Origin of the sequence: Streptomyces sp. ITFR-21, assembly GCF_031844685.1 — a bacterium.
Lineage (GTDB): Bacteria > Actinomycetota > Actinomycetes > Streptomycetales > Streptomycetaceae > Actinacidiphila.
Window position 1 is genome coordinate 2,735,090 of record NZ_CP134605.1, and the last position, 20,911, is coordinate 2,756,000.

Below are 20,911 nucleotides of genomic sequence, written 5' to 3' on the forward strand. Positions count from 1 at the left end.
CCGGCGACGTACGGCGTGGTGGTGCGGACGGTGTCCTGCTTCTCAGCAACCTTGACCTTCATGAGTGACCTCCTGACGCCAATTAGTCCGGACTGCGCAAGAGGCCTTGCGCCGCATCAGGATGCGGGAGGGCGGCTTGGCGTGTCAAGGTCGCTTTTATGCCGGGCGGACGATCATGGCTGGAATCCTCAGAATACCGAATATGCACTCTGCGTACGGCGTCTACGTACTTCGGGGCGTCGGGAAAGAGATCGGCCGCAACCCGCTTCATCCCGATACCAGGGTTCCGCCGACATCTCGCGCCCCTTGACGACCGGAAGCAACGGGCGGCGGCGACGCCGCCGCGGAAGCCGAACCGGCGAGTGACCAGCCGATCGAGCAGAGACCGTGTGGGATCAGTTGTGCGGCGTTTTGATGCTGCCTCCGCGGTCACAAGAGCCGTCAGCCGGACAGGGTGCGTCCGATAAGTAACCTGCTGCCCATGCCGGCCACGTAAGGCAGGTGCCCGCTGTACAGCTGGGGAAAGATCTGCGGCATGAACCTGCCGGGTATCGGCTGCCACGTAATGTGCGCACGCATCAATTTCAGCCATCCCGAACAGAGGGAAGCCATGCCTTCCGACAGTGCCGGTCGTCCAGGCTGGCGGAGCGAGATCTACCGGATGGAACAGGACCCCGCTACTTCATCGGTCGTAGGCTACTCGCGAAAGTGTCGAGCACACCGGATGTCCGGGAAAGCAGCTCAGGCCATTACCTGCACCGCGGCACGGACCCCGCGCCGCGCAATCCCATAAGCGGACCCTTCTGGAATCCGTAGTATCTGGTATTGTCCCCGAGGGGATTTTCCGGGGGGATAACATGTCCGTGCGACCGCCGTGAAATCCGCGGAACGCCTCGCGCCGTGTCCCCCCGGCACGGCGCCCGCGCCACGGGGGCAGCGGCCCGGCCGACGACGGCGGTCCCGCCCGCGCCACCCGCGCGGGCGCCCCGAGCCCTTCCGCCGGAACGGAGCCCCTCCAGCGCCTGCCCGCACCCCGTCCGTCCCGCGCGGGGCGGTCCGGACAACCGCCGAACGACGTGTGCACCGCGGAAGGGTGACGTGGACGAGGTGGCGGACCAGAGCGACCAGACGGACGAGCCGGTGGACGAGGTGCGGGTGACGTCCAGCAGCGTGCTGCGGCGCCGGCTGGAGGTCCGGGCGCGCAGGTACCGGGGCGGGCTCTACACCGCGGCGCGGCCGGACGCTGGAGCGCGACGACGTCGCGGAGGCGATCTCCCGCGACATCAGGGGCGAGCTGACCGTCCGGGACATCGCGACCGGCCTCACGGAGGAGTACGACCTCCCGGTCGACGACGTGATCAGCGACACCATCGACTTCATGAGCCGCCTCGTCGGCTTCGGGGTCGTGGAGCTCGTCGCCGGGTGAACCCGGCGGCATCGACAGCGACAGCGACAGCGGCCGGGGTTCCGCCGCGCACCCGCTTGTAGTGGTTGTAGACGGCCACCGCCAGCGACCGCTCCGCCCGGTCCTGGCCGACCACATAGGTGTCCAGGAACGCCCGTATCTCCCGCGGCTTGGGAAGACTCCCGCCGGGCCGGGACGGGGAACGACCGCGCCGCGCCTCCGCCACCTCTTCCGCGCACAGGTCCACACAGCGTCGCATATGTATATACCGGGGCCCGAAACAAGCAGTCGGACTTCGTCTTGTCCCTTCTCGCAAAAGGAGCAGGCGAGTCGAGAGTCTCCCATAGCGCTAACCGTCATTGGCGAACTTTTTCGAGCCGTCGCTGAAACGTACACACACTCCGGGCCGCCCGGATCGCGAACAGGTGAGCAAGTCAACGCTCAGCTGTGTTTTCACAGTTGCGTCAGATGGGATACCCCGTCGCGGGGATGCCACATCTCTGGCAGGATGACATCGCTTGCATCCATACGCCCAAGGAGTCTCATGACCGCGGTATCCCGGATCGTCGCCCGCGAAATCGTCGACAGTCGAGGCAACCCGACGGTCGAAGTGGACGTTACCTTGGAGGACGGCTCGTTCGGCCGCGCAGCGGTTCCGTCCGGTGCGTCGACGGGGGCCAACGAAGCCGTAGAACTCCGTGACGACGACGCCGCGCGCTTCCACGGCAAGGGCGTCCGCAAAGCCGTCGAAGCCGTCAACGGCCCCATCGCCGAGGCGCTGCACGGTCTGGAGGCGGAGGACCAGGCGCTCATCGACGAGACCATGATCACGCTGGACGGCACCCCCAACAAGGGGAACCTCGGGGCCAACGCCGTTCTCGGCGCGTCCCTGGCCACGGTCAAGGCGGCGGCGAGCGCCCACCGGCTGCCGCTCTACCGCTACGTCGGCGGCGTCGGCGCCCGCGTGCTGCCGGTGCCGATGATGAACATCATCAACGGCGGTGCCCACGCGGACAATCCGATCGACTTCCAGGAGTTCATGATCGTGCCGGTCGGCGCGGCGAGCTTCGCCGAGGCCGTCCGGATCGGCTCGGAGGTCTTCCACACCCTGCGCAAGTCCCTCGCCGCGGCCGGCCACAACACCGCCGTCGGCGACGAGGGCGGGTTCGCCCCCAACCTCCGCAACGCCGACGAGGCGCTGTCGTTCGTGGTGCGCGCGATCGAGCAGACCGGGTACGTCCCCGGCGAGGACGTCGTGCTGGCTTTGGACCCGGCCTCCTCCGAGTTCTACCGGGACGGTGTCTACGACTACGCCGGCGAGGGCGTGAAGCGCTCGGCCGACGAGCACATCGCCTACCTCGCCGACCTCGTCTCGCGCTACCCCATCGCCTCCATCGAGGACTCGATGGCCGAGGACGACTTCGACGGCTGGAAGCAGATCACGAAGCTGCTCGGCGGCAGGATCCAGCTCGTCGGCGACGATGTCTTCTGCACCAACGTCGACCGGCTGACGGACGGGATCCGCGGCGGCTACGCCAACTCGATCCTGGTGAAGGTCAACCAGATCGGTTCGCTCACCGAGACCCTCACCACCACCGAGACGGCCCACAAGGCCGGCTACACCGTGGTGATGTCGCACCGCTCCGGCGAGACCGAGGACACCACGATCGCCGACCTGGCCGTCGCCACCAACAGCGGTCAGATCAAGACCGGTTCGCTGTCCCGCTCGGACCGGACGGCCAAGTACAACCAGCTCATCCGGATCGAGGAGGAACTCGGCTCGCAGGCCGTCTACCCCGGCAACACGGTCCTGCGGATCCGCGCCTGACCCGTGGTCCGACGCTCGGCGGGTACGCGCGGGACCGCGCTACCCGCCGGTGACACGGTGACCTACCGCCCGCCCGGCACCCCCGCCCCCGCCCCCGGCAGCCGCGGGGCGGCCCGGACCCGTCCGCTTGCCCGGCGGTCCCGCGGGACCGCGCACCCGGCGCCCCGCCGCGGACCGGCCCCCCGCCCCGCCGCGCGCTCCCGCGCCGCCCGGCGGGCCGCAGCGCGCCCGCCCACGGGCCGGGGCCCGCGGGCTTCCGGCCGAACCGCCGGTCATCCGCCACTCCTTACGCGTTCTTCCGTGCAAGCCACCGCGACGGAGGCCAAGTGAAGCAGCCACCCCTGATGACCTCGGCCCCGCACCGCGCGAGCGACGCGGCTCCCGCGCGACCGCCGCGGCTCCCCGACGGCGCCGACGGCGCCGACGGGCGCTTCGCCTGGCTGGCCCCGATGGCCCTGTAGCCGCTGGCACCTGCCCCGGCCGGCGGTGCGGCCGCAGGGGGGAGGGTCGCAACGCGCCGACGGCGAGGCGATGTTCGCCGCGATCCTCTGCGTCCTGCTCAGCGGCATGCCCTGGCGGGCGCCCAGGACGTTCGCCGTCTCCTGGCAGAACACCCACCGCCGCTGCACCCAGTGGAGCGCGGCCGGGCTCTGGGAGCGGATACCGGCGGACCGCGAGGACCCGCAGGCCCCGCCGCAGACACGGCAGTGGTGGGACACGGTGGCGTGGCTCGCCGAGGAGCGGCTGAACCGGATGGGGGCCCCGGCCCCCGAGACCGCGCCGCCCCCAGCGGGGGCGGCGCGGTCTTCCGCCTTCCGCGCCGCCGCCGGCCTGAACACGCGGTCGGGCGGGAGGCCGCAGGGTCCACGGAACCCGGTTCCCGGCGGATCGTCGACGCCCGGCACCCGGCACCGCTCCGCCTCACCCGTCGGCTCCCGGCCAGCCCGTCCCCGCGCGTACGCAACCGCGCGACGCGTCGGCCGGACCGCGCCCCCCGGCCGGCTCCCCGGCCGGAGCGCGCCGGTCAGCCGGATCCCGAAGCCGTGGGCGACCGCCGGGCGGGGATCGCCGGACGGGGATCGCCGGGCCGTGCCGCCGTACCGGCCGCCCGCTCGCATCGCGCCATCGGCGAACCGTCCGGGGCACGGGAGAGGAGCCGGTCCGCGACCCCGGGCGGGTGCGAGGCGGGCGCGGCACCGGTGGGAGGCCGGGTCCGCCGCGCGTCCGCGAGCGCGCTCGGCCGTTTCACAACGGCCGGGGCAATCGGGCCCCGGCCGGTCCGCGGATTGGCCGAAATTCCGCCTCCGCCACCGACGCGGCAAGTACCGCGATAAGCAGCCAAATCCGGAAAGGGCGACCCTTGTTGCGGATTCCAGGTGCTCCGACCGCGTATTTTTGACACGGCAAGCCGACCCATTAGGGTGGCCGGGGCTTTCCGACCGCACCCGCACATCCGCACGTCATGCACCGAGGAGCTCCGTGGCCACGCAGGATTTCACCGCGCGCGTGCGCCTGTCCGCGCCCCGCGGGCGCCGGCGAATGTGCCGCGCGACGGACGATACCGAGCGGGGCAGGACGACGCCGCCGAGGCGCGTCATGTGACGCGCCCGCGCGGTCCTGCATAAATCCCGCAGTTTTTCGCCGATGCCGAACCACAGTGAATCGAGGTGCGCCGAGTGTTATTTCCCACCCGTGCATCGCGTCCCGGGAAAGGCCGTCGCGGTTCCGCGGCGGGCGGTGCATCCGGCGGTCCCTCCCCGCTGTCGCAGCCCCCGCCGCCGCCCCCGCCGCCCCCGCCGCCCCTCGTCACGCTCCAACCCCCGGTCCTGGAACCGCTGGCGGACGACGAGATCGCCCTGCTGCGCGCGAGCGTGGCCGTGGTAGGCCCCTTCGCCGCGGAGATGACCGTCTACTTCTACGCGATCCTGTTCACCCGCTACCCGCAGGTGCGCCAGCTCTTCCCCGCCGGCATGGACGTCCAACGGGACCGGCTGCTGCGGGGGCTGCTCCGGATCGTGGACCTGGTCGACGACCCCGTCAACCTGGTGCACTTCTGCAGCCGGCTGGGCCGCGACCACCGCAAGTTCGGCGCGCTGGGCGGGCACTACCCCGCCGTCGGGGAGTGCCTGCTGGACTCCCTGGCGCGGTTCGCCGGGCCCGCCTGGAGCGCGGACCTGGCGACGGTGTGGACCCGTGCCTACCAACTGGTCGCCCAGGTCATGACGTTCGCCGCCGAGCAGGACGCCCTGGTCTCGCCCGCGGTGTGGTCGGCGGAGATCATCCACCATGTGCAGCGCGGCCACGGCATCGCCGAGGTCACCGTGCGGCCGGAGAGCCCGTACCCGTACGTCGCGGGGCAGTACGCCGGCATCGAGACGCCCTGGCAGCCCAAGGCGTGGCGCTACTACTCGCCCGCGCACGCCCCGCGCGAGGACAACACGCTCACCTTCCACGTACGGGCCGTGTCCGGCGGCCAGGTCAGCCAGGCGCTTGTGCACCGGGCCAGGCCCGGCGACCGGGTCCACCTCGGCCCGGTCCAGGGCGACATGACACTCGACCCGAACAGCGACCGGGACCTGGTCTGCGTGGCCGGCGGCACCGGCATGGCCCCCATCCGGGCCCTGGTCGAGCAGGCCGCCCGCAACGGGACCGAGCGCTACGTCGACGTCTTCGTCGGCGCGCGCACCGCCGCCGAGTTATACGGACTCGACGACATGCTGCGGATGTCGCAGCGCCACCACTGGCTGTCGGTGCGCGCCGCCGTCTCCCACGAGCGGATCGTCGGCCTGGAAGGGACGCTGCCCCAGGTGCTGGGGGAGTTCGGGCCCTGGTACCGGCACGACGCCTTCCTGTCCGGCCCCGTGGAGATGGTCACCCAGGCCACCGACATGCTGATCCGGCAGGGCGTGCCCAAGGAGCGGATCTACCGCGACCCGTTCGACGTACCGGCGCTGGAGGCCCAGCTGCTGCCCAAGGGACCACCGGAGGAGGCCATGTGAGCCGCCGGAGCCGACCGCCGGCCGGTTGAGCAGTCCCCGCCCCCGCCAGCCCGCGGCCCCGCCGGCCGGCCGCCGTGCCGCCCGGCTGACCCGCCGAGGTGCCGAGCACCGCAGGCCGGGCGTCCGGGCGCCGGGCCGCCGAAGCCGCCGCCGAGCCACCAGCCGTGCGCCCCAGCGCCGGGCGCACCCGGGACCCGACCAGGAGAGAACCGCCCGTGACCTTCCACCACCCGCGTGCCACCCCGGTCCGTCGCCGCACCCCCGAGCAGGGCGCTCTCCTGGAGGCCGCCGAGGTCTTCATCCGCCGGTTCGCCGCCGAGGAGCCGGGCGCGGCCGACCCCCGGCGCAGGCTGGCGGAGGTCGCCGCCGAGGTGGCGGTGTCCGGCACCTACGAGCACACCCCGGCCGAACTGGCCTACGGCGCACGGGTCGCGTGGCGCAACTCCGCACGCTGCATCGGCCGCCTGTACTGGAACAATCTGACCGTTCGCGACCTGCGGCACCTCTCCCACCCCGACGACATCGCCGCGCACTGCTTCGAGCACCTGCGTATCGCCACCAACAACGGCCGGATACGGCCCGTCATCAGCGTCTTCGCGCCCGACCGGCCGGGCCGGCCGGCGCCGCGGCTGCTGGGCGAGCAGCTCGTGCGCTACGCGGACGACCCGCGCAGCGCGGAGCGGACCGCGCTGGCGAGGCAACTGGGCTGGAAGGGCGGCTACGGCGCCTTCGAGGTGCTGCCGCTGATGGTGCAGACCGCGCCCGGCCGGCGGCCGGAGATGTACGAGGTCCCCGAGGACGCCGTGCTGGAAGTGCCGCTGACGCACCCGCGGTACCCGGGCATCGCCGCACTCGGCCTGCGCTGGTACGCGGTCCCGGCCGTCTCCGACATGTCGCTGGAGATCGGCGGGATCACGTATCCGGCCGCGCCCTTCAACGGCTGGTACATGGGCACCGAGATCGGCTCGCGCAACCTCGGGGACACCGACCGCTACAACCTGCTGCCCGTCATCGCCGCCCTGCTCGGGCTCGACACCCGCAGCGAGCGCACCCTGTGGCGCGACCAGGCTTTGGTGGAGCTGAATCTGGCCGTCCTGCACTCCTTCGAGCAGGCCGGGGTCACGATGGCCGACCACCACACCGAGTCCACCCGCTTCCTCACCCACATCGAGCGCGAGAGCCGCCACGGCCGCCGCGTCCCGACGGACTGGAGCTGGATCGTCCCCCCGCTGTCGGGTTCGGCGACCGCGGTCTTCCACCGCTACTACGACCCCCCGGACCCCGACCTGCGCCCCGCCTTCCTCCACCGCGAGCCCTCCCCCGAACCCCCCGGCGTCTGCCCGTACCACCCCTAGGTCCTGCCTCCTGCCGGAATCCGCCGACCCGAGATCGCGGAGCCCGGGTGCGGGCCGGGAGCGGGCTGGGAGCGGGCTGGGGGCTCAGGGGCGGCGGGTTTGGGGGATCGGCGCGCCGCCCTCGGGGAGGGGCATCGCTATATAGGTTGTATTCCTATCTAGCCTGTGGTCTCATCTATGTATGCTGACTGACAGAAGGGCCAGCTGGCTCAAGGGCGTGCTCGATCTCCTGGTCCTCGCCTGCCTGACCGAGGGCGAGAGCTACGGGTACGACATCGCGAGACGGCTGGACGCGGACGGCCTGGGCCGGATCAAGGGCGGCACCCTCTACCCCGTGCTCAACCGCCTGGAGGAAGCCGGCCTGGTGCGGGCCGAGTTCCGGGTGGCCGAGCGCGGCCCCGGGCGCCGCTACTACCGGCTGACCCAGGAGGGCGGCGACGCGCTGCGTGAGCAGAGCGCGGCCTGGCTCGGCTTCCACGGGACCGTGGCGGCCATGCTCGGCACGGCCGAGGGGCGCGCTGCGGGGGGCGCGAGCAGCACGGACGGTGTGGACGTTGTGGACGACGTGAGCGAGGCGGACGGCACGAGCGCCCCGGACGGCACGAGCGCCCCGGATGGCGGGAGCGGCGCAAGCGGCGTGGGCGGCGCGACCGCGGCAAGCGGCAGGACCAGCACGAGCGACAAGGGAGGCGTCAGCTCTTGACCGGAACCGACCTCTACTTCGAGTACTTCGAGCGGCTCACCGCACTGCTCCGCGACCGGGGCATGCCCGCCGACCGGATCGAACCGCTGGTGAGCGAGTTGGCGGACTACGCGCGGGAGGCCGGAGGCGAACCGGACGAGGAGTTCGGACCGGTCGAGGAGCTGGCCGGCCGGCTGGCGGCGCGCGGGGGCGCACGGCCGGAGCCCGACCCGGCCGAAGCGGACGGCGAGACGTGGGTCTGGACCGCGGACGCCTTCCAGGAACTGCGGCTGCTGGACCGCTTCGGCGCCCAGGGCTGGGAGGTGGAGCGCATCGACCGGGGCGGGCGATTCGTGTGCCGCCGGGCCGCGGAACAGCCGATGCGCTGGCGCTACCGCCGGGAGACGGCGGGTGGCCGGCGCCGCGCGGAGCTGGTGGACCGCCTCGCGCCGGAGGGCTGGGAGCTGTTCGGCGTGTGGGGCCCGGCCGCCTACTTCAAGCGCCCGGAGGCGGCCAGCACGGGCCCGGCGGCCGAGCTGCCCGCGCCGCCCCCGCCGCCGCGGCGGCGCACCTACGTCGCCCCGTGGACCGTCGGCTTCGTCGTGGTCTGCCTGGCCGCGGTGGTCGTCCTGGCCTGGCGCGGGCCGCTCGGGATCGACCTGTCGGACACCTGGATGCTGGTCGGTGCCGGCGTGGCTCTGGGCGCCGGGGCCGGGGCCGTCCTCGCGCTGTGGCGGGCGGCCGGGCGGAACGCGACCGCCGCGGCGACAGGGCCGGTCGGCGCCGCCGCGGCTGCCGGCCGGGGCCAGAGCGCCCCGGCGGCCCGGTGGAACGAGGACGCCTCGACGGGCGGCCCCAAGGGCGGCGCCGCCGGGTGAGCCGGCCGCCGGCCGGTGGCTCCCCCGGGGTTCCCGGCAGGCACCCCGCCGGGAACCCCGTCCGTCACGGCAGGGGGTGCGGCCGGTCCGCGTCGGGGGCGTGACGGGCGCTCAGGCCGGTGCGGCGTTCGGCTGAGCCGAGCCGGGCGAGGTTCCGGCTCCACGCGGGCTCCTCGCTCATCCGCAGGCCCTGGCAGCCGACCGGCACCACCTTCACGGCCGCCCACCCCATGGCACGCAGCTTCGGGGGCAGCCGAGGCGTCAGGTCCACCGCGAGGGGGTCGGCGCCCTCCTTGACCAGGGCGGCCACCACGTCGGCCGCCGTGAGCGCCGCCGTATCGCGCGGCCCGAGCGGCTGCGCGCCCGGCCCGAACGGCCCGCCCGGCCCGAACGCCTGCCCGCCCGCACCGTCGTCGTACCCGGGCAGCGGGACCGCCTCCGTGAAACCCTCCGTCCAGTCGCGCACCAGGTCGACCGCGCCGGAGGTCAGCAGGAACGCGATGCGGTCCTCCTCCCCCCGGATCGTTGCGCCGGGCTCCGGTTCCCACCGGTCGTCGCCCGCCGCCCGCTGCCGCCGGGCGCCGCGCAGCAGCGAGCCGACCTGGAGCGCCTCCTGGAGGGCGCCGAGGACGGCCCGTGCCGGGACGGCCGACGCGGTGCAGCCGACGGCCGCGGTGCGCCCGTCGTCGTCGAGCGCGATCGCGGCGCAGCAGAACACACCGGGGACGCCGACCGGGACGCGCGCCAGCACGGTACGGGTGCCCGCGGCCTGGGCCGCGGCCCGCAGCCGGACCGCCTCGCGCAGGGCGCGGGGGCTGCGCGGGCCCGGCTGCGGCAGACCGATCCGGGGCAGGTCGAGGCCGCGCTGCCAGGCGGTCATCACCGCGTCGCGCTCCACGACCTCCAGCAGCGCGTGGAGCAGCGCCATCGGCAGCCCGTCGCCGGAGGCTGCCCCCGAGGGGCCGGGGTCGAAGCGTTCCGCGCCCTCGTCCGGCCGCGGCGGCCAGTCGACGAGCGGAGCGGGCACCCAGGCCGGCGTACCGTCCCGCAGCCGCTGCGCCGGGTACCACGTGTAGGGGTCGTCGGCGCCGTCCGGGTCGGCCAGCGCCACCAGCCGCGCGTACGCGTCGGGCAGCCGGGCCCGGCGGGCGCCGGGCAGCGCTCCGAGCCCCGGGTGGAGTGCCGCGCGCTCCACCGCCTCGCCCGCGCCGCGCAGCAGCGAGTCGGCACGGGAGTGACCGCAGGCGCCGACCACCCGGTCGGAGGTGGGCAGGGCGCCGGAGCCCTGCGCGAGCCCGGCCGGACCGGTGCCGAGCACCACGACGGTGCGCCACAGCAGTTCGCGGGGCGGCTCGGGCGGGGCGACGGCGGCGGTGCGGGCGATGCCCGCGGCCGGGTCGAGGGTGGCGGGGACGTCGATCACGGCCTGCTCCCGGTCAGCGCGCCCTGCTTCTCGGGCGGTTCGGCCGAGGGCGCGGACGGATCCGGGGACCCGGACGGCACAGGCACAGACGGGCCCGGGGACCCGGACGGCACAGGCACAGACCGATCCGGAGACCCGGACGGCACAGGCACAGACCGATCCGGAGACCCGGACGGCACAGGCACAGACCGATCCGGAGACCCGGACGGCAGGAGCACGGCCCCGTCCGGGAGCCCGGCCGGCACAGGCACAGACCGATCCGGAGACCCGGACGGCACAGGCACAGACCGATCCGGAGACCCGGACGCCAGGAGCACGGCCCCGTCCGGGAGCCCGGCCGGCTCGGCCGCGGACGGGCCCGAAAGGCCGGACGGCAGGGGCAGGGGCGACGGCGTGCGGGGGGCCGGCGGCGTCCGGTGGCCGCCGGACCCCGGGAGCGCCGCGCCGGCCGGCGCCGGGTCGCCGTTGACGGGAAGGGCCCGTTCCAGGAAGGGCAGCGGCGTCGGCGCGTCCGTCAGCACGGTGTCCACGGCGAGCAGGACGCCCGCCGCGCCGGTGGCCAGGTCGCAGGAGAGTCTCAGCCCGTGTTCGCCGAGGAAGGCCAGCCCCGTGCCGTCCTGGCGTACCGCGTTCCAGCCGGTGTCCGTCAGATGGCGGCGGACCGCGGCCCGGTCCTCGTCGGTCGGGGCGAGCCGGTGCAGGGCAAGCAGCGTGCCGGAGCGGCCGGTGAGCCAGCCGGTGCCGGGCACGACACGGGTGCGGGCGGCGGCGGTGAACGCGTCGCGTGCCTCCCGCAGTGTCGCGTCGCCGGAGTGCCCGGCGGACGCGGCCTGTTCGAGGTAGGCGTCGATGGCGAGCGCGGTGCCGATCGGTCCGGCGATCCCGTGCACCGACCGCCACAGCTCACCGGCCGACCGCCAGGCCGCCACGTCCCGCTCCAGTGCCGCGCGGGCCCGCTCCAGCAGGTCGGGGTCCGGATCCACCGCGTACCGGCGTACCAGGAAGAGGGCGTGCCCGGCCGCGCCATACAGGAGTCCCGGCCTGCGCGGGGTGTAGCGGGTGGTGAAGGCGTCGTGGTGCGCTGCGGCGGCGGCGGCCCGCTCGGGCAGGCCCAGGTCGAGCAGGGTGAGGCCGATACCGGCGGACCCGGTGGCCAGGCTCGCGTCCAGGGCGTCGAGCGGCAGGTCGGCGGCCCGCAGCGCCAGCGCGCGCGCCTCCTCGCGGCGGCCGGCGCGCGCCCAGCCGTAGGCGATCCCCGCGAGGCCGTCGGCGAATCCGGCGCCAGGGCAGCGCTCGGCCGCGGTGGCCGCCCAGTCGGCCCAGGCCGGGTGGATGTCGGCACCGGTGGCGGACAGCGCCCAGAGCACGCCCGCCGCGCCGTGCAGCAGACCGGCGGCGGCGCCGGGCTCGGTGAACTGCCGGATGTCGCCGGGCCAGAGCCGGTCGGCGCGCTCGGGGGTGGCGGCGGCGAGCAGGCCGGCGGTGACGCGGCCGCGCACGCCCGGCCACGTGGCGGCGTCCAGCCGCGCGGGCCACAGGGGCTCCGCCGACGCCGCGGACGCCGACGCCGCGGACGCCGACGCCGCGGGGGCCGACGCCGCGGGGGCCGGTGGCCCGGCGTCCGCGGCGCCGGCGGGGCGCAGGCACCCGCGTACCGTCGCCAGGAAGGCGTCCGGCAGCGGGAAGGTCTCCGTGACCAGGGAGATCAGGGCGTCCGTCTTCTCCTCGCCCCAGGCCGTCAGGATGGTGTGGGGGAGGAAGACGGAGAGGGCGACGCAGCCGAACGCGTACCAGTCGACCGCGGTTCCGGTCAGGTCGCGCGGGGCGGTGAAGCCGGGCGCCGCCATGGCCTGGTGGGCCGATTCGTCCACCGGCCGGGCCGCCTCGAAGTCGATGAAGTGGACCGTGTCGTCCTCGGCGACCAGCAGGTTGCCCGGGTGCAGGTCGCCGAAGACGACGCCGCGCTCGTGGAAGGCGGCCAGCCCGCGTTCCACCGCGCCGAGGACGCCCAGTGCCCACTGCGCGTAGGCGGCGCTCTCCCCGGGGTCCGCGGGGGCCGCGCGGCACAGCGGGTTGCGCGCGGCGACGAGTTCGCCCAGCGGTCGGCCGTCGACGAAGGCGCGGGCCAGGTAGTGGTGCTCGTGCCCGACCCGGACGTCGAGGACCTCGGGGACGCCCTCGGCGCCGGCCAGTGTCTCCATGGCCCAGCGCTCCCGGCCCAGCCGCTCCACCGCGTCCCGGCCCTCGGCGTCGAGACCGGCGAGCGGCCGGGCCTCCTTCAGCAGCACCTCGCGGCCGGTACGGGTGTCGGTGGCCGCGTAGACCCCGCCGCCGTTGGAGAAGTGCAGGGCCCGGTGCACCCGGTAGGGGAAGTCGCGCAGCGTGCCGCGGCGGCGGGCGGCGAGGGCCTCGTCCAGGAGGGCGGGCGGGGTCGCCCAGGCGGGCGGGTGGAAGCCGGGGCGCCGCTCGTCGGGTACCAGCCGCCCCTCGGGGTCGACCAGGCACGGCACCCGCTCCCCGTCGGGGCCGCGGCCCTCGATCATGGTGAACCCGCCGTACCGCACGTACAGCGGCCCCTGCCGCCAGCGCAGGTCGCTGAGGATGTACGGTCCGGGCTCCCCGTCGAGCAGGTCGCCGAGCCGGTGCAGGACCGGCCCGAGGGCGTCCTCGCCGGACGGGTAGAGGGTGACGAACTTGCCACTGGCGCTGCGGTCCCCGTACTTGCTGTTGCGGCGCAAAAGGACGTCCGGGCTGCGGACGAACTTGAACGGCAGCCCGTTGGCCACGCAGTGGTCCCGCACGGTGGCCAGCACGCGGGCGCTGTTGTCCGGTGTCGCGGACACGTGCACCTTCCAGCCCTGCGCGGGCAGCTCGCATCCGCGGGGGGTGAGGAGGACCCACTCGTGGTCGCCGCGCCGCTCCCAGCCCGGCGGGGGCTCGGCCTGGGCGAGGGCGAAGTCGCGGTCGGTGGGGGCCAGTTCCGGCGGCTCGTAGAAGGGGCTGTGCTCACGGACGTGCAGGAGGTAGCGGATGTCGAACATGACGCGTCGTCACTTCCCTCGGTGTGCGGGCCGGGGCACGGCTCACCGGTGCCACGGGGCGGCGAGCTTGCGGTAGACCAGCTCGCCCAGCGGTACGCCGCCCGCGTCCACGGTCGCGGTGCCGGACGTCGCGGCCGGCTCGTCGGTCACCGTGAGCGGGTAGCGCACCGCGGGCATGCTCGGCGCGTGGCCCATCCGGACCGGGGCGAACAGCGTCACCGGCGCGTCCGTGTGCGTGCCGCCGCCCGGGGCGACCTCGGCGCGGCCCACCCGGGTGTGGGTGACCACACCGGAGCGCTGCAGGGTGACCTCGGCGCCGGGCCGCACGGGGCCGCGGTCCGCGGTGGACGACAGCACCAGGTCGACCCGGTCGCCGTGGCGTTCGTACGCTCCGGTCACCGTGTAGGGGACGCGTACGAAGGAGAGCGCCGCGGTGGCGGCGGCGACCAGCACGACGGTGGCCAGCACCGCCCTGGTCCGTCCGGCGCCGGCGGCGCGCGCCTCGCGGACCACCCGCAGGTAGCCCTTCCCCACCAGCCAGAGGAGGTAGCAGCCGAGGACGGCCAGCACGCAGCCCCCGACGACGCCCAGGCCGAGCAGCAGTTCCGACCACAGCGCGATACCGGTGGCGATCAGGTAGACGGGGAAGACCATGCAGGCCAGGCCGTACGGCACGGACCACCGGCGGTCCAGGGCGCGGGGGGAGGCGATGCCGAACAGTACGCGGGCGAGCAGGCCGCGGGCGTCGTGGATGGCGCGGTCGCGCAGGTGCGGCAGGTCCAGGTGGGTCATCAGGGCGAGGTAGCCGTCGAGTTTGACCAGGGGCGCCAGGTTGACCAGGCAGGACACGTAGGCGAGGCAGGAGAAGAGCAGGACGGCGTCGCGCGCGTCGCCGGCCGGGAGTACGGCGCCGGTCAGGCCGCTCCCGCCGGCGATGACGGCCTGGACGCCGATCCCGGCGAGCGCCACCCGCACCCGCTGCCGGGCGCGCGGCAGCCGCCAGCCGTCCGTGACGTCGCAGAAGAACGCCGGTGCCAGGTAGAAGAGCATGACGCCCATCCGGGCGGGACGGCCCCCGTAGTGGCTGAGGGTCAGGCCGTGGCCGAACTCGTGGAGCGCGGTGGAGACGAAGAAGGCGGCGAGGACCGCCGCGTACACCAGGACCGGCAGGGGCCGGCCGAGCGCCTCGCCGACGGCGGGCCGGCGGGCGGCGAGCGCGAGGACGCCGCCTACGGCGAGCAGCGCCGAGGTCACGGCGGCGGGGCGCCCGGCGAGGCGGGTGGTGAGCGGCCGCAGCGCGCTCAGCAGCCGGTCCGGGCGCAGCAGGGTGAACTGGAGGGTCAGCGGCGGCACGAAGGCGATCCGGTGGGGGCGGTGTCCGGGCCGGTCGGTGCCGTCGTCCAGCAGTTCGCGGGCCTGCAGCGCGCGCAGGCCCACCAGGACGGTGCGCCGGTTCCAGGGGGCGCCGAGCCGGTCGGCCAGGCCGTCCGGGTCCCGGGTACCGTCGAGCACCCGGGCCAGCCGGGCGATGTCCGCGCCGACCCGCAGGTAGCGGTCCTCGCGCTGGACGATCCAGGGGGCGCCGGGTTCGGCGGGTTCGTGCACCGCCACGCCGGCGGCCAGGCGCGGGCGGGCCGGGAGGTCGGGGACGGGCGCGGCGTCCTGGGCGGGCCGAGTGCCCGGCGCGGTCTTCTGGGCGGGAGGCCGAGTGCCCGGCGCGGTGTCCTGGGCGGCGGGTCGGGGGGTGGACGCGGTCTGCTGGGCGGGGCGTTCGGTGCCGGTGCGGCCCGCGCCCTCCGAGACGGTCACAGCACGTCCCTGCGCCGTACGAGGCGCTGGGCCAGGTACCAGGCGCCGGCGAGCCAGGCGGCGATCACCGCGAGCGCGACGGGCACCGGCAGCAGGTCGCTGTCGGTGTCCAGGTAGACCGAGCCCATGGCGACGGTCAGCAGGTACTTGCCGACGGAAGGGATCCAGTCGTGCAGGTAGGGGTCCAGCGCCATGGTCGTCACCAGCAGGAACAGCAGCGCTCCGATGCTGTTGCGGGCGATCCATCCGACGAGCACCCCCCAGGGCGCGCCCAGGACGGTGACCGCCGCGACGCCCAGCAGGACGCGGGTGGTGGTCCCGGTCCAGGCGGCGTGGAGCCCGTAGGCCGGCATCAGCGTCCAGGGGGCGGCGGCGGCGAAGACCACGGCGGCCAGGGCGAACGCTGCGCCGGCCGCTAGGGAGGCGACGGCCTTCGCGGTCAGCAGCCTGCCGCGGCCGCCGCTGAGCAGGACCGACCTCGCGATCGTCCCCGAGGTGTACTCGCGGGTGACGAACAGCGCGCCGAAGAGCGCCGAGAACAGGTGCATGGTCATCCAGTAGCGGACGGTGTCGTTCGTGGTGGACCGGGTCGCGGCTGCCGTGACGGACTTGGCGTCCGCGGCGTCGGAGATCAGGGAGAGGACGGTGATCACCGCGAGCAGCAGGCCCGCGGCCATCAGGATCAGCCAGGTCCTGCCCACCCGTGTCTTGTCGAGTTCTCCTGCCAGCAGGTCACGCATGGCGCGCCCCTTCCGTTCGCTGCGTCACGGCCTGCGTCACGGCCTGCGCCCGCGGCGCCGTCTGCGCCGGGGCGGGAGTCTCGCGGCCGGTGCCCGGCGCGGGCCCGCGTCCGTCGACCACCTCGAAGAAGCGGTCCTCCAGGCGGTGTTCGCCCCCGCCGGTCAGCTCGTCCAGCGGGCCGGACCAGCGCACCGAGCGGTGGATGATCACCACGTCGTCCACGACCTGCTCCACCTCGGCGAGTTGGTGGCTGGAGAGCAGGATGGTGCGGCCCTCGTCGGCGAGGCCGCGCAGGAAGGTCCGCAGCCAGCGGATGCCCTCCGGGTCCAGGCCGTTGGCCGGTTCGTCCAGGACGAGCAGTTCGGGGTCGGCGAGCAGGGCGCAGGCGAGGCCGAACCGCTGTCGCATGCCGGTGGAGTAGGCCGTGACGGGCTTGTCGGCCGTCTCGGGGTCGTCGAGCAGTCCCACGTGCCCCAGCACCGTCTCGACGCGCCGCGCCGGCAGGCCCAGGGTACGGGCCCAGATGCCCAGTTCGCGGCGCCCGCTCGCGCCGGGCAGCGGGCCGATGCCGTCCATGGCGACGCCGACGCGGTGGGCCGCCCGCTCCAGCTCCGCGTAGCGCCGCCCGAAGACGGTGGCGGTGCCGGAGGACGGCGTGGTCAGGCCGAGCAGCATGCGCAGGGCGGTGGTCTTGCCGGCGCCGTTGCGGCCGAGCAGCCCGACGATCCGGCCGGGGGCCGCGTCGAAGGTCAGCTCCGAGACGGCGGCCTGCGAGCCGAAGAGCTTGGTCGCCCGCCGGAACGCGACGGCGGGCACGGTACTGGTGGGCGGCATCGGGAGTCCTCTTGCTTCTCGGGTGGTCGCTGTCCGTCGGCGGGCGTGCCGCGGCGGGACCCGCCCTGGGCCGCGGCCGGACCGGTCCGGCGGACCGGCGGCGCCGGGGCCGCCCCGGCGGACAGGCCGCGCACGGCCCCCGTCGGGGGGCGCGTGCGTTACCGTTGCTCGTGGACGCCTTGTGCCGGATAAGCTGTCGGCCCTTTTTCGGGAGAGGCACCTCGGCCCGCGTGAGCGGGCTGCCGTGTGCCCCTCCCGCGGGCCCCGGATGCGGCGCCATCGGCCGACTGCGGAATTGCGGTCCGCAGTCGGCCCTTCAACGTGGCGTCATCAGGTGATGGCGACGCTGATGGAGATGCCGCCGGCGAGCGAGATCAGCGCGCTGGCCACCACGGACCAGCTCGGGGCGTCCATGGTCTCCAGCTCCTGCATGGCCAGCTCCAGGCCGTCGTTCTCGACCTCGCTGACGAGGATGTCCTTGTCCATGTGATTCACCTCCTTTCCTGCCCTCGCGGGGCGAGGGCTTTCTCCCCCGTGCCGGTGTGGCCGGGAAGTCCTTGGTGGGTCGCCGCGGCGAGCATGTCCCGCACGGCGCGGTGGTCGAGGCCGCCCAGCATCGGCAGCCCGCCGCCCCAGGCGTGGACCGCGCGCCGGGCGATGCCGGTGAGGCGGTCGCCGTCCGCGGACAGCCGGGGCTCGATCCGCCAGTCGGCCAGCAGCCGGGCGATACCGGTCGCGGGGTCCGGCGGCAGGGTGTCCCCGGTGGCGGCGCGCACCGCGCCCCACAGCCGGGTGAGCCGGTCGGCCGCGCCCCAGCGGGTGTCCCCACTGGTGACGGCCGTCCACAGCGGCGGCAGTAGGGCCGCGATGGCGGTCGTCTTGCGGGTGCCGAGGGCGCTCGACAGGTCGTTGGCGAGGAACCAGCCGCGGGCGGCGAAGGGATCGCGTCCCCCGTGCAGGGCGGCGCGGTGGCTGTGGGCGGAGAGCCGGGCGATCCTCAGCAGCAGGCGCGGCGGGGGTGCCGCGCCGTCGGCCGCGGCGTGCCGGACGGCGTATCCGAGGTAGGCGAGCCGGGCCGCGACGGCGACGGTCTCCGCGTCCCCGGGGGCGGGTGTGCCGTCGCCCACGTACGGCCCGGTGGCGCGGAAGAACGCTTCGAGCACGCCTTCGCGGACCAGGTGGGGCGGCAGGGAGGTCAGCACGTCCGCGTCGCGCAGCACCAGGTCGGGCAGCAGGGCCGCCCCGCGCACCAGGCGCTTGCGGTCGGCGCCGGCCAGGCAGGCGCCGGTGGATATCTCGGACCCGGTGCCGAGGGTGGTCGGCACCACGGCCAGCGTCCCGTTCCGGCGTATCCGCGGCGGCAGGGTGACGAGGCCGCTGCGCCCGTGGGCGTGCAGATGGCGCTGCGCCTCGGGGTCGGCGGCGCAGACCGCGGCGAGTTTGGCCTGGTCGAGGAGGGCGCCGCCGCCCACGGCGAGTACGGCGCCGGCGCGGGTGCCGCGCAGCCAGTGGGCGAGGGTCTCGACGCCGTCGAGATGGGCCTCACCGTGCACGGCCCTGCCGCGTATCTGGACGCCGGCCCGCAGCAGCCCCTCCCGCAGGCGGGCGACGAGCGCGCCGCCCGTGACGGCGGGGTCGGTGAGCAGGGCCACGGGCGTGCCGTCGGCCGACAGGCGCCGGATGAGTGCCAGGGGTTCGTGGAGCACGGGGGTCATCGGGTCCACCCCGCTTCCACGGCGGCGCCGGGTGCCGGCGCGGCTGCGGCCTGCGGCTGCGGCTGCGGCTGCGGCTGCGGGACGGACACGGGCGGGTCCTGCGGGGCCGCCGCGGGCGGGATCCGCCGGGCGGCCGCGGCGGCGCCTGCCGGGATCCGGGAGGCCGGTGCCGTGTGCACCGCGCCCGCGTTCGTACCCGCACCCGTATCCGCACCGAAGTAGGACGTGAGGCCGCGGTCGAGGCAGTCGAGCAGTTCGGCGAGCTCGGCCTCGGTGTAGGTGAGCGCCGGGACCAGCTGGATGCCGGAGGGCGCGGGGTGGACGAGCGCGCCCTCCCGGCGGACGGCGTCGACGAGCGCGGCGACCTCGGGCCCCGTCAGCGCCCGGCCGTCGGGCTGGACCAGGTGCAGGGTCTGGAAGAGGCCCAGGCCGGTCACGGAGGTGGCGGCCGGGTGGGCGGCGGCGAGCGCGTGCAGCCCGGCGGTCAGCGACTCGGCGATCCGCCGGCCGTTCTCCACCGCGTCCAGGCGCCGGGTCTCGGCGAGGGTGGCGAGTACGGCGGCGCAGGTGAGGGCGGTTCCTGCCTGGGTCTCGGCGTGCACCAGGACGCTGTCGTGCCGGGTGAAGGCGTCGGCGACGGCGTGCGAGGTGAGGATCGCGGAGGCGGCGCAGGTGCCGTTGGTCAGGCCCTTGGACAGCAGGAGGACGTCCGGTGGAGCGCTCCAGCGGTGGGTGGCCAGGAAGGTCCCCGTGCGGCCGAAGCCGGTGGCCACCTCGTCCGCGACCAGCAGGAATCCGTACTGTTCGCGCAGCGAGAGCAGGGCGTCGGTGTACTCGGAGGTGAGCGGGAGGGTCCCGGCGCCGAGCACCGGCTCGACCACGACCGCGGCCACCCGCCGGCCCTCCCGGGCCATCAGGTCCGCCAGCTCGGCCGGGGAGTTGGGGGTGACGTGCCGGACCAGGCGCTGGTCGACGCCGTACAGCTGCTGCTGGAGGTCGTCCCCGGACAGCGCGAACCCGCCGTAGGTGAGCCCGTGGTAGCTGCCCTTGAGGCCCACGACGAGCTGGCGGCGCGGCCCGCCCTGGAGCAGGTGGTAGTGGCGGACCAGCTTCATCACGGCGTCGTTGGCGGCGCCGCCCGCGGTGGAGAACAGCACGCGGGCGTAGTGCTCCGGGCCGGCCGCCTCGACCAGCGCGTCGGCGGCGCGGCGCGCCCAGGTGTTCTCGTAGCGGAAGACGTGCAGGTACGAGGCGTCGTGCGCGGCCTCCGCGATGGCCTGGGCGATGGCCTCGTTGCCGTAACCGAGGTTGGTGTTCCACAAGCCGCTGGTGCCGCAGAGCAGTTCCCGTCCGTCGGCGAACCGGACCCGGTGGCCGCGGGCGGACACGGCGCACAGGTCGTCGCGGCCCTGGTCGGCGGGGGCGAGGAAGGCGGGCCAGAGGGCACCCGCGGTGGGCGCTGTGCCGGTGGTCATCGTCCGCTCACCTCCGCCTGGATCAGGGTGGTGTTCCAGCCGGGGCCCTCGTCGGTGACGGTGCGGGCGGTGATCTCGAAGCCGTGGGCGGCGAGTTCGGCCGCGAGCGTGTCGGCGGGCACCTCGTGGACCTCGCTGACCAGTGCGTGGGCGGCGCCGTCCGGCAGGAGGACGACCCGCCGCACTCCCGGGCGCACCCGGGTCTCGGTCAGCAGGTAGCCGCGTCCGCTGGCACCGGTGAGCCGCTCCCGCAGGTCGTCGTCGGCGGTGGCGGTCCTGGTCGTCAGCAGCAGGCGGCCCGCGGGGGCCAGGTGGGCGGCGACCGAGCGGTACAGCGAGGGGCGCAGCGCCGGGTCGAGCAGTGAGACGGAGGTGGTGCCCAGGACGACCGCGCCGAACCGGTCGGGCAGCCGGAAGGAGGTCATGTCGGCGTGGACGGTGGTGCACGCCTCGCGCAGCGACCGGGGCAGCTCGCCGAGCCGCTCGGCCAGCAGTTGGAGCAGGTCGGCGGAGAGGTCGAGCGCGGTCACCGGGCGGCGCAGCGCGAGCAGCGGCAGCGTCAGCCGGCCGGAACCGGCGGCGAGTTCGAGCACCGGGCCGCTGGTGGCGCGCACCGCGCGGCAGATGTCGCGGATCTCGCTGGTGTCGCGTGTGGCCAGGTCATGGTAGGCGGCGGCGCCCTCGGGCCCGTACACGTCGGCGGTGGCTCCCGCGGTGAGGGTCATG

General features: G+C 74.9%; 18 protein-coding genes and 2 pseudogenes. 8 read left to right on the forward strand and 12 right to left on the reverse strand.

Translation table 11 applies throughout. The annotated features are described in order from the left end of the window. Nucleotides 1–441: 441 nt before the first annotated feature. On the reverse strand, nucleotides 442–579 hold the full coding sequence (locus RLT57_RS11905; RefSeq protein WP_311297367.1) for a hypothetical protein: 138 nt from the start codon (nucleotides 577–579) through the stop codon (nucleotides 442–444). 703 nt (nucleotides 580–1,282) lie between these two features. Between RLT57_RS11905 and RLT57_RS33310 the strand changes: the two genes are divergently transcribed. Continuing rightward, nucleotides 1,283–1,426, forward strand: a complete 144-nt coding sequence (locus RLT57_RS33310; RefSeq protein WP_399129824.1) for a hypothetical protein — start codon at nucleotides 1,283–1,285, stop codon at nucleotides 1,424–1,426. Here RLT57_RS33310 and RLT57_RS11910 read toward each other — a convergent pair. Further along, entirely contained in the window at nucleotides 1,377–1,664 is a 288-nt protein-coding gene (locus RLT57_RS11910) for a hypothetical protein (RefSeq protein WP_311297368.1), read from the reverse strand. The genes RLT57_RS33310 and RLT57_RS11910 overlap by 50 nt on opposite strands. Nucleotides 1,665–1,690: 26 nt before the next feature. Next, nucleotides 1,691–1,765, reverse strand: a pseudogene (locus RLT57_RS33315) (hypothetical protein); the annotation flags it as partial. A 184-nt stretch (nucleotides 1,766–1,949) separates the two neighbouring features. Here RLT57_RS33315 and eno point away from each other — a divergent pair. The 7 genes and pseudogenes from eno to RLT57_RS11940 all read left to right on the forward strand — a co-directional run bounded on the left by eno (nucleotide 1,950) and on the right by RLT57_RS11940 (nucleotide 9,147). Further along, entirely contained in the window at nucleotides 1,950–3,233 is a 1,284-nt protein-coding gene (eno, locus tag RLT57_RS11915; RefSeq protein WP_311297369.1) for a phosphopyruvate hydratase, read from the forward strand. A 326-nt stretch (nucleotides 3,234–3,559) separates the two neighbouring features. Further along, nucleotides 3,560–3,694 (forward strand): hypothetical protein, encoded by a 135-nt coding sequence (locus RLT57_RS11920; RefSeq protein ID WP_311297370.1) that lies wholly within the window; start codon nucleotides 3,560–3,562, stop codon nucleotides 3,692–3,694. A gap of 10 nt (nucleotides 3,695–3,704) precedes the next feature. After that, nucleotides 3,705–4,835, forward strand: a complete 1,131-nt coding sequence (locus RLT57_RS33320; protein ID WP_399129825.1) for a transposase — start codon at nucleotides 3,705–3,707, stop codon at nucleotides 4,833–4,835. Between the two features lie 74 nt (nucleotides 4,836–4,909). Beyond that, nucleotides 4,910–6,232 carry a globin domain-containing protein gene (locus RLT57_RS11925; protein ID WP_311297371.1) on the forward strand — a complete coding sequence of 441 codons (1,323 nt, stop codon included), beginning with the start codon at nucleotides 4,910–4,912 and terminating at the stop codon, nucleotides 6,230–6,232. 215 nt (nucleotides 6,233–6,447) lie between these two features. Beyond that, nucleotides 6,448–7,587 carry a nitric oxide synthase oxygenase gene (locus RLT57_RS11930; protein ID WP_399128509.1) on the forward strand — a complete coding sequence of 380 codons (1,140 nt, stop codon included), beginning with the start codon at nucleotides 6,448–6,450 and terminating at the stop codon, nucleotides 7,585–7,587. 181 nt (nucleotides 7,588–7,768) lie between these two features. Next, nucleotides 7,769–8,098: pseudogene (locus tag RLT57_RS11935) on the forward strand (PadR family transcriptional regulator); the annotation flags it as partial. Between the two features lie 188 nt (nucleotides 8,099–8,286). Further along, nucleotides 8,287–9,147 (forward strand): hypothetical protein, encoded by an 861-nt coding sequence (locus RLT57_RS11940; protein ID WP_311297372.1) that lies wholly within the window; start codon nucleotides 8,287–8,289, stop codon nucleotides 9,145–9,147. A gap of 64 nt (nucleotides 9,148–9,211) precedes the next feature. Here the strand turns inward: RLT57_RS11940 and RLT57_RS11945 are convergent, their stop codons facing one another. From RLT57_RS11945 to mpaM, 9 genes are all read right to left on the reverse strand, one after another. Next, nucleotides 9,212–10,570, reverse strand: a complete 1,359-nt coding sequence (locus tag RLT57_RS11945) for a YcaO-like family protein (RefSeq protein WP_311297373.1) — start codon at nucleotides 10,568–10,570, stop codon at nucleotides 9,212–9,214. Continuing rightward, nucleotides 10,567–13,611, reverse strand: a complete 3,045-nt coding sequence (lanKC, locus tag RLT57_RS11950) for a class III lanthionine synthetase LanKC (protein ID WP_311297374.1) — start codon at nucleotides 13,609–13,611, stop codon at nucleotides 10,567–10,569. Before lanKC ends, RLT57_RS11945 begins: the two co-directional genes overlap by 4 nt. Before the next feature lie 42 nt (nucleotides 13,612–13,653). After that, a complete protein-coding gene (gene mpaP, locus RLT57_RS11955; protein ID WP_311297375.1) occupies nucleotides 13,654–15,420 on the reverse strand; it encodes a daptide biosynthesis intramembrane metalloprotease in 1,767 nt (588 codons plus the stop codon). Then, a complete protein-coding gene (locus RLT57_RS11960) occupies nucleotides 15,417–16,160 on the reverse strand; it encodes an ABC transporter permease (protein ID WP_311297376.1) in 744 nt (247 codons plus the stop codon). The genes mpaP and RLT57_RS11960 overlap by 4 nt, the downstream gene beginning before the upstream one ends. Continuing rightward, entirely contained in the window at nucleotides 16,153–16,995 is an 843-nt protein-coding gene (locus RLT57_RS11965) for an ABC transporter ATP-binding protein (RefSeq protein ID WP_311297377.1), read from the reverse strand. The genes RLT57_RS11960 and RLT57_RS11965 overlap by 8 nt, the downstream gene beginning before the upstream one ends. A gap of 330 nt (nucleotides 16,996–17,325) precedes the next feature. Then, nucleotides 17,326–17,481: a daptide-type RiPP gene (locus RLT57_RS11970; protein WP_311297378.1), complete on the reverse strand. Its 156-nt coding sequence runs from the start codon at nucleotides 17,479–17,481 to the stop codon at nucleotides 17,326–17,328. A gap of 5 nt (nucleotides 17,482–17,486) precedes the next feature. Beyond that, nucleotides 17,487–18,710 carry a daptide-type RiPP biosynthesis dehydogenase gene (mpaC, locus tag RLT57_RS11975; protein ID WP_311297379.1) on the reverse strand — a complete coding sequence of 408 codons (1,224 nt, stop codon included), beginning with the start codon at nucleotides 18,708–18,710 and terminating at the stop codon, nucleotides 17,487–17,489. Further along, nucleotides 18,707–20,185, reverse strand: a complete 1,479-nt coding sequence (mpaD, locus tag RLT57_RS11980) for a daptide-type RiPP biosynthesis aminotransferase (protein WP_311297380.1) — start codon at nucleotides 20,183–20,185, stop codon at nucleotides 18,707–18,709. Before mpaD ends, mpaC begins: the two co-directional genes overlap by 4 nt. Continuing rightward, nucleotides 20,182–20,910 carry a daptide-type RiPP biosynthesis methyltransferase gene (mpaM, locus tag RLT57_RS11985; RefSeq protein ID WP_311300683.1) on the reverse strand — a complete coding sequence of 243 codons (729 nt, stop codon included), beginning with the start codon at nucleotides 20,908–20,910 and terminating at the stop codon, nucleotides 20,182–20,184. The genes mpaD and mpaM overlap by 4 nt, the downstream gene beginning before the upstream one ends. Between the last annotated feature and the right edge of the window lies 1 nt (nucleotide 20,911).

What these genes read in the sequence shown, in the direction of transcription:
- RLT57_RS11905 (WP_311297367.1), bottom strand. Translation starts at nt 579, where the DNA reads ATGCGTGCGCACATTACGTGGCAGCCGATACCCGGCAGGTTCATGCCG.
- RLT57_RS11910 (WP_311297368.1), bottom strand. Translation starts at nt 1,664, where the DNA reads ATGCGACGCTGTGTGGACCTGTGCGCGGAAGAGGTGGCGGAGGCGCGG.
- eno (WP_311297369.1), top strand. Translation starts at nt 1,950, where the DNA reads ATGACCGCGGTATCCCGGATCGTCGCCCGCGAAATCGTCGACAGTCGA.
- lanKC (WP_311297374.1), bottom strand. Translation starts at nt 13,611, where the DNA reads ATGTTCGACATCCGCTACCTCCTGCACGTCCGTGAGCACAGCCCCTTC.
- RLT57_RS11960 (WP_311297376.1), bottom strand. Translation starts at nt 16,160, where the DNA reads ATGCGTGACCTGCTGGCAGGAGAACTCGACAAGACACGGGTGGGCAGG.
- RLT57_RS11965 (WP_311297377.1), bottom strand. Translation starts at nt 16,995, where the DNA reads ATGCCGCCCACCAGTACCGTGCCCGCCGTCGCGTTCCGGCGGGCGACC.
- RLT57_RS11970 (WP_311297378.1), bottom strand. Translation starts at nt 17,481, where the DNA reads ATGGACAAGGACATCCTCGTCAGCGAGGTCGAGAACGACGGCCTGGAG.
- mpaC (WP_311297379.1), bottom strand. Translation starts at nt 18,710, where the DNA reads ATGACCCCCGTGCTCCACGAACCCCTGGCACTCATCCGGCGCCTGTCG.
- mpaD (WP_311297380.1), bottom strand. Translation starts at nt 20,185, where the DNA reads ATGACCACCGGCACAGCGCCCACCGCGGGTGCCCTCTGGCCCGCCTTC.
- mpaM (WP_311300683.1), bottom strand. Translation starts at nt 20,910, where the DNA reads ATGACCCTCACCGCGGGAGCCACCGCCGACGTGTACGGGCCCGAGGGC.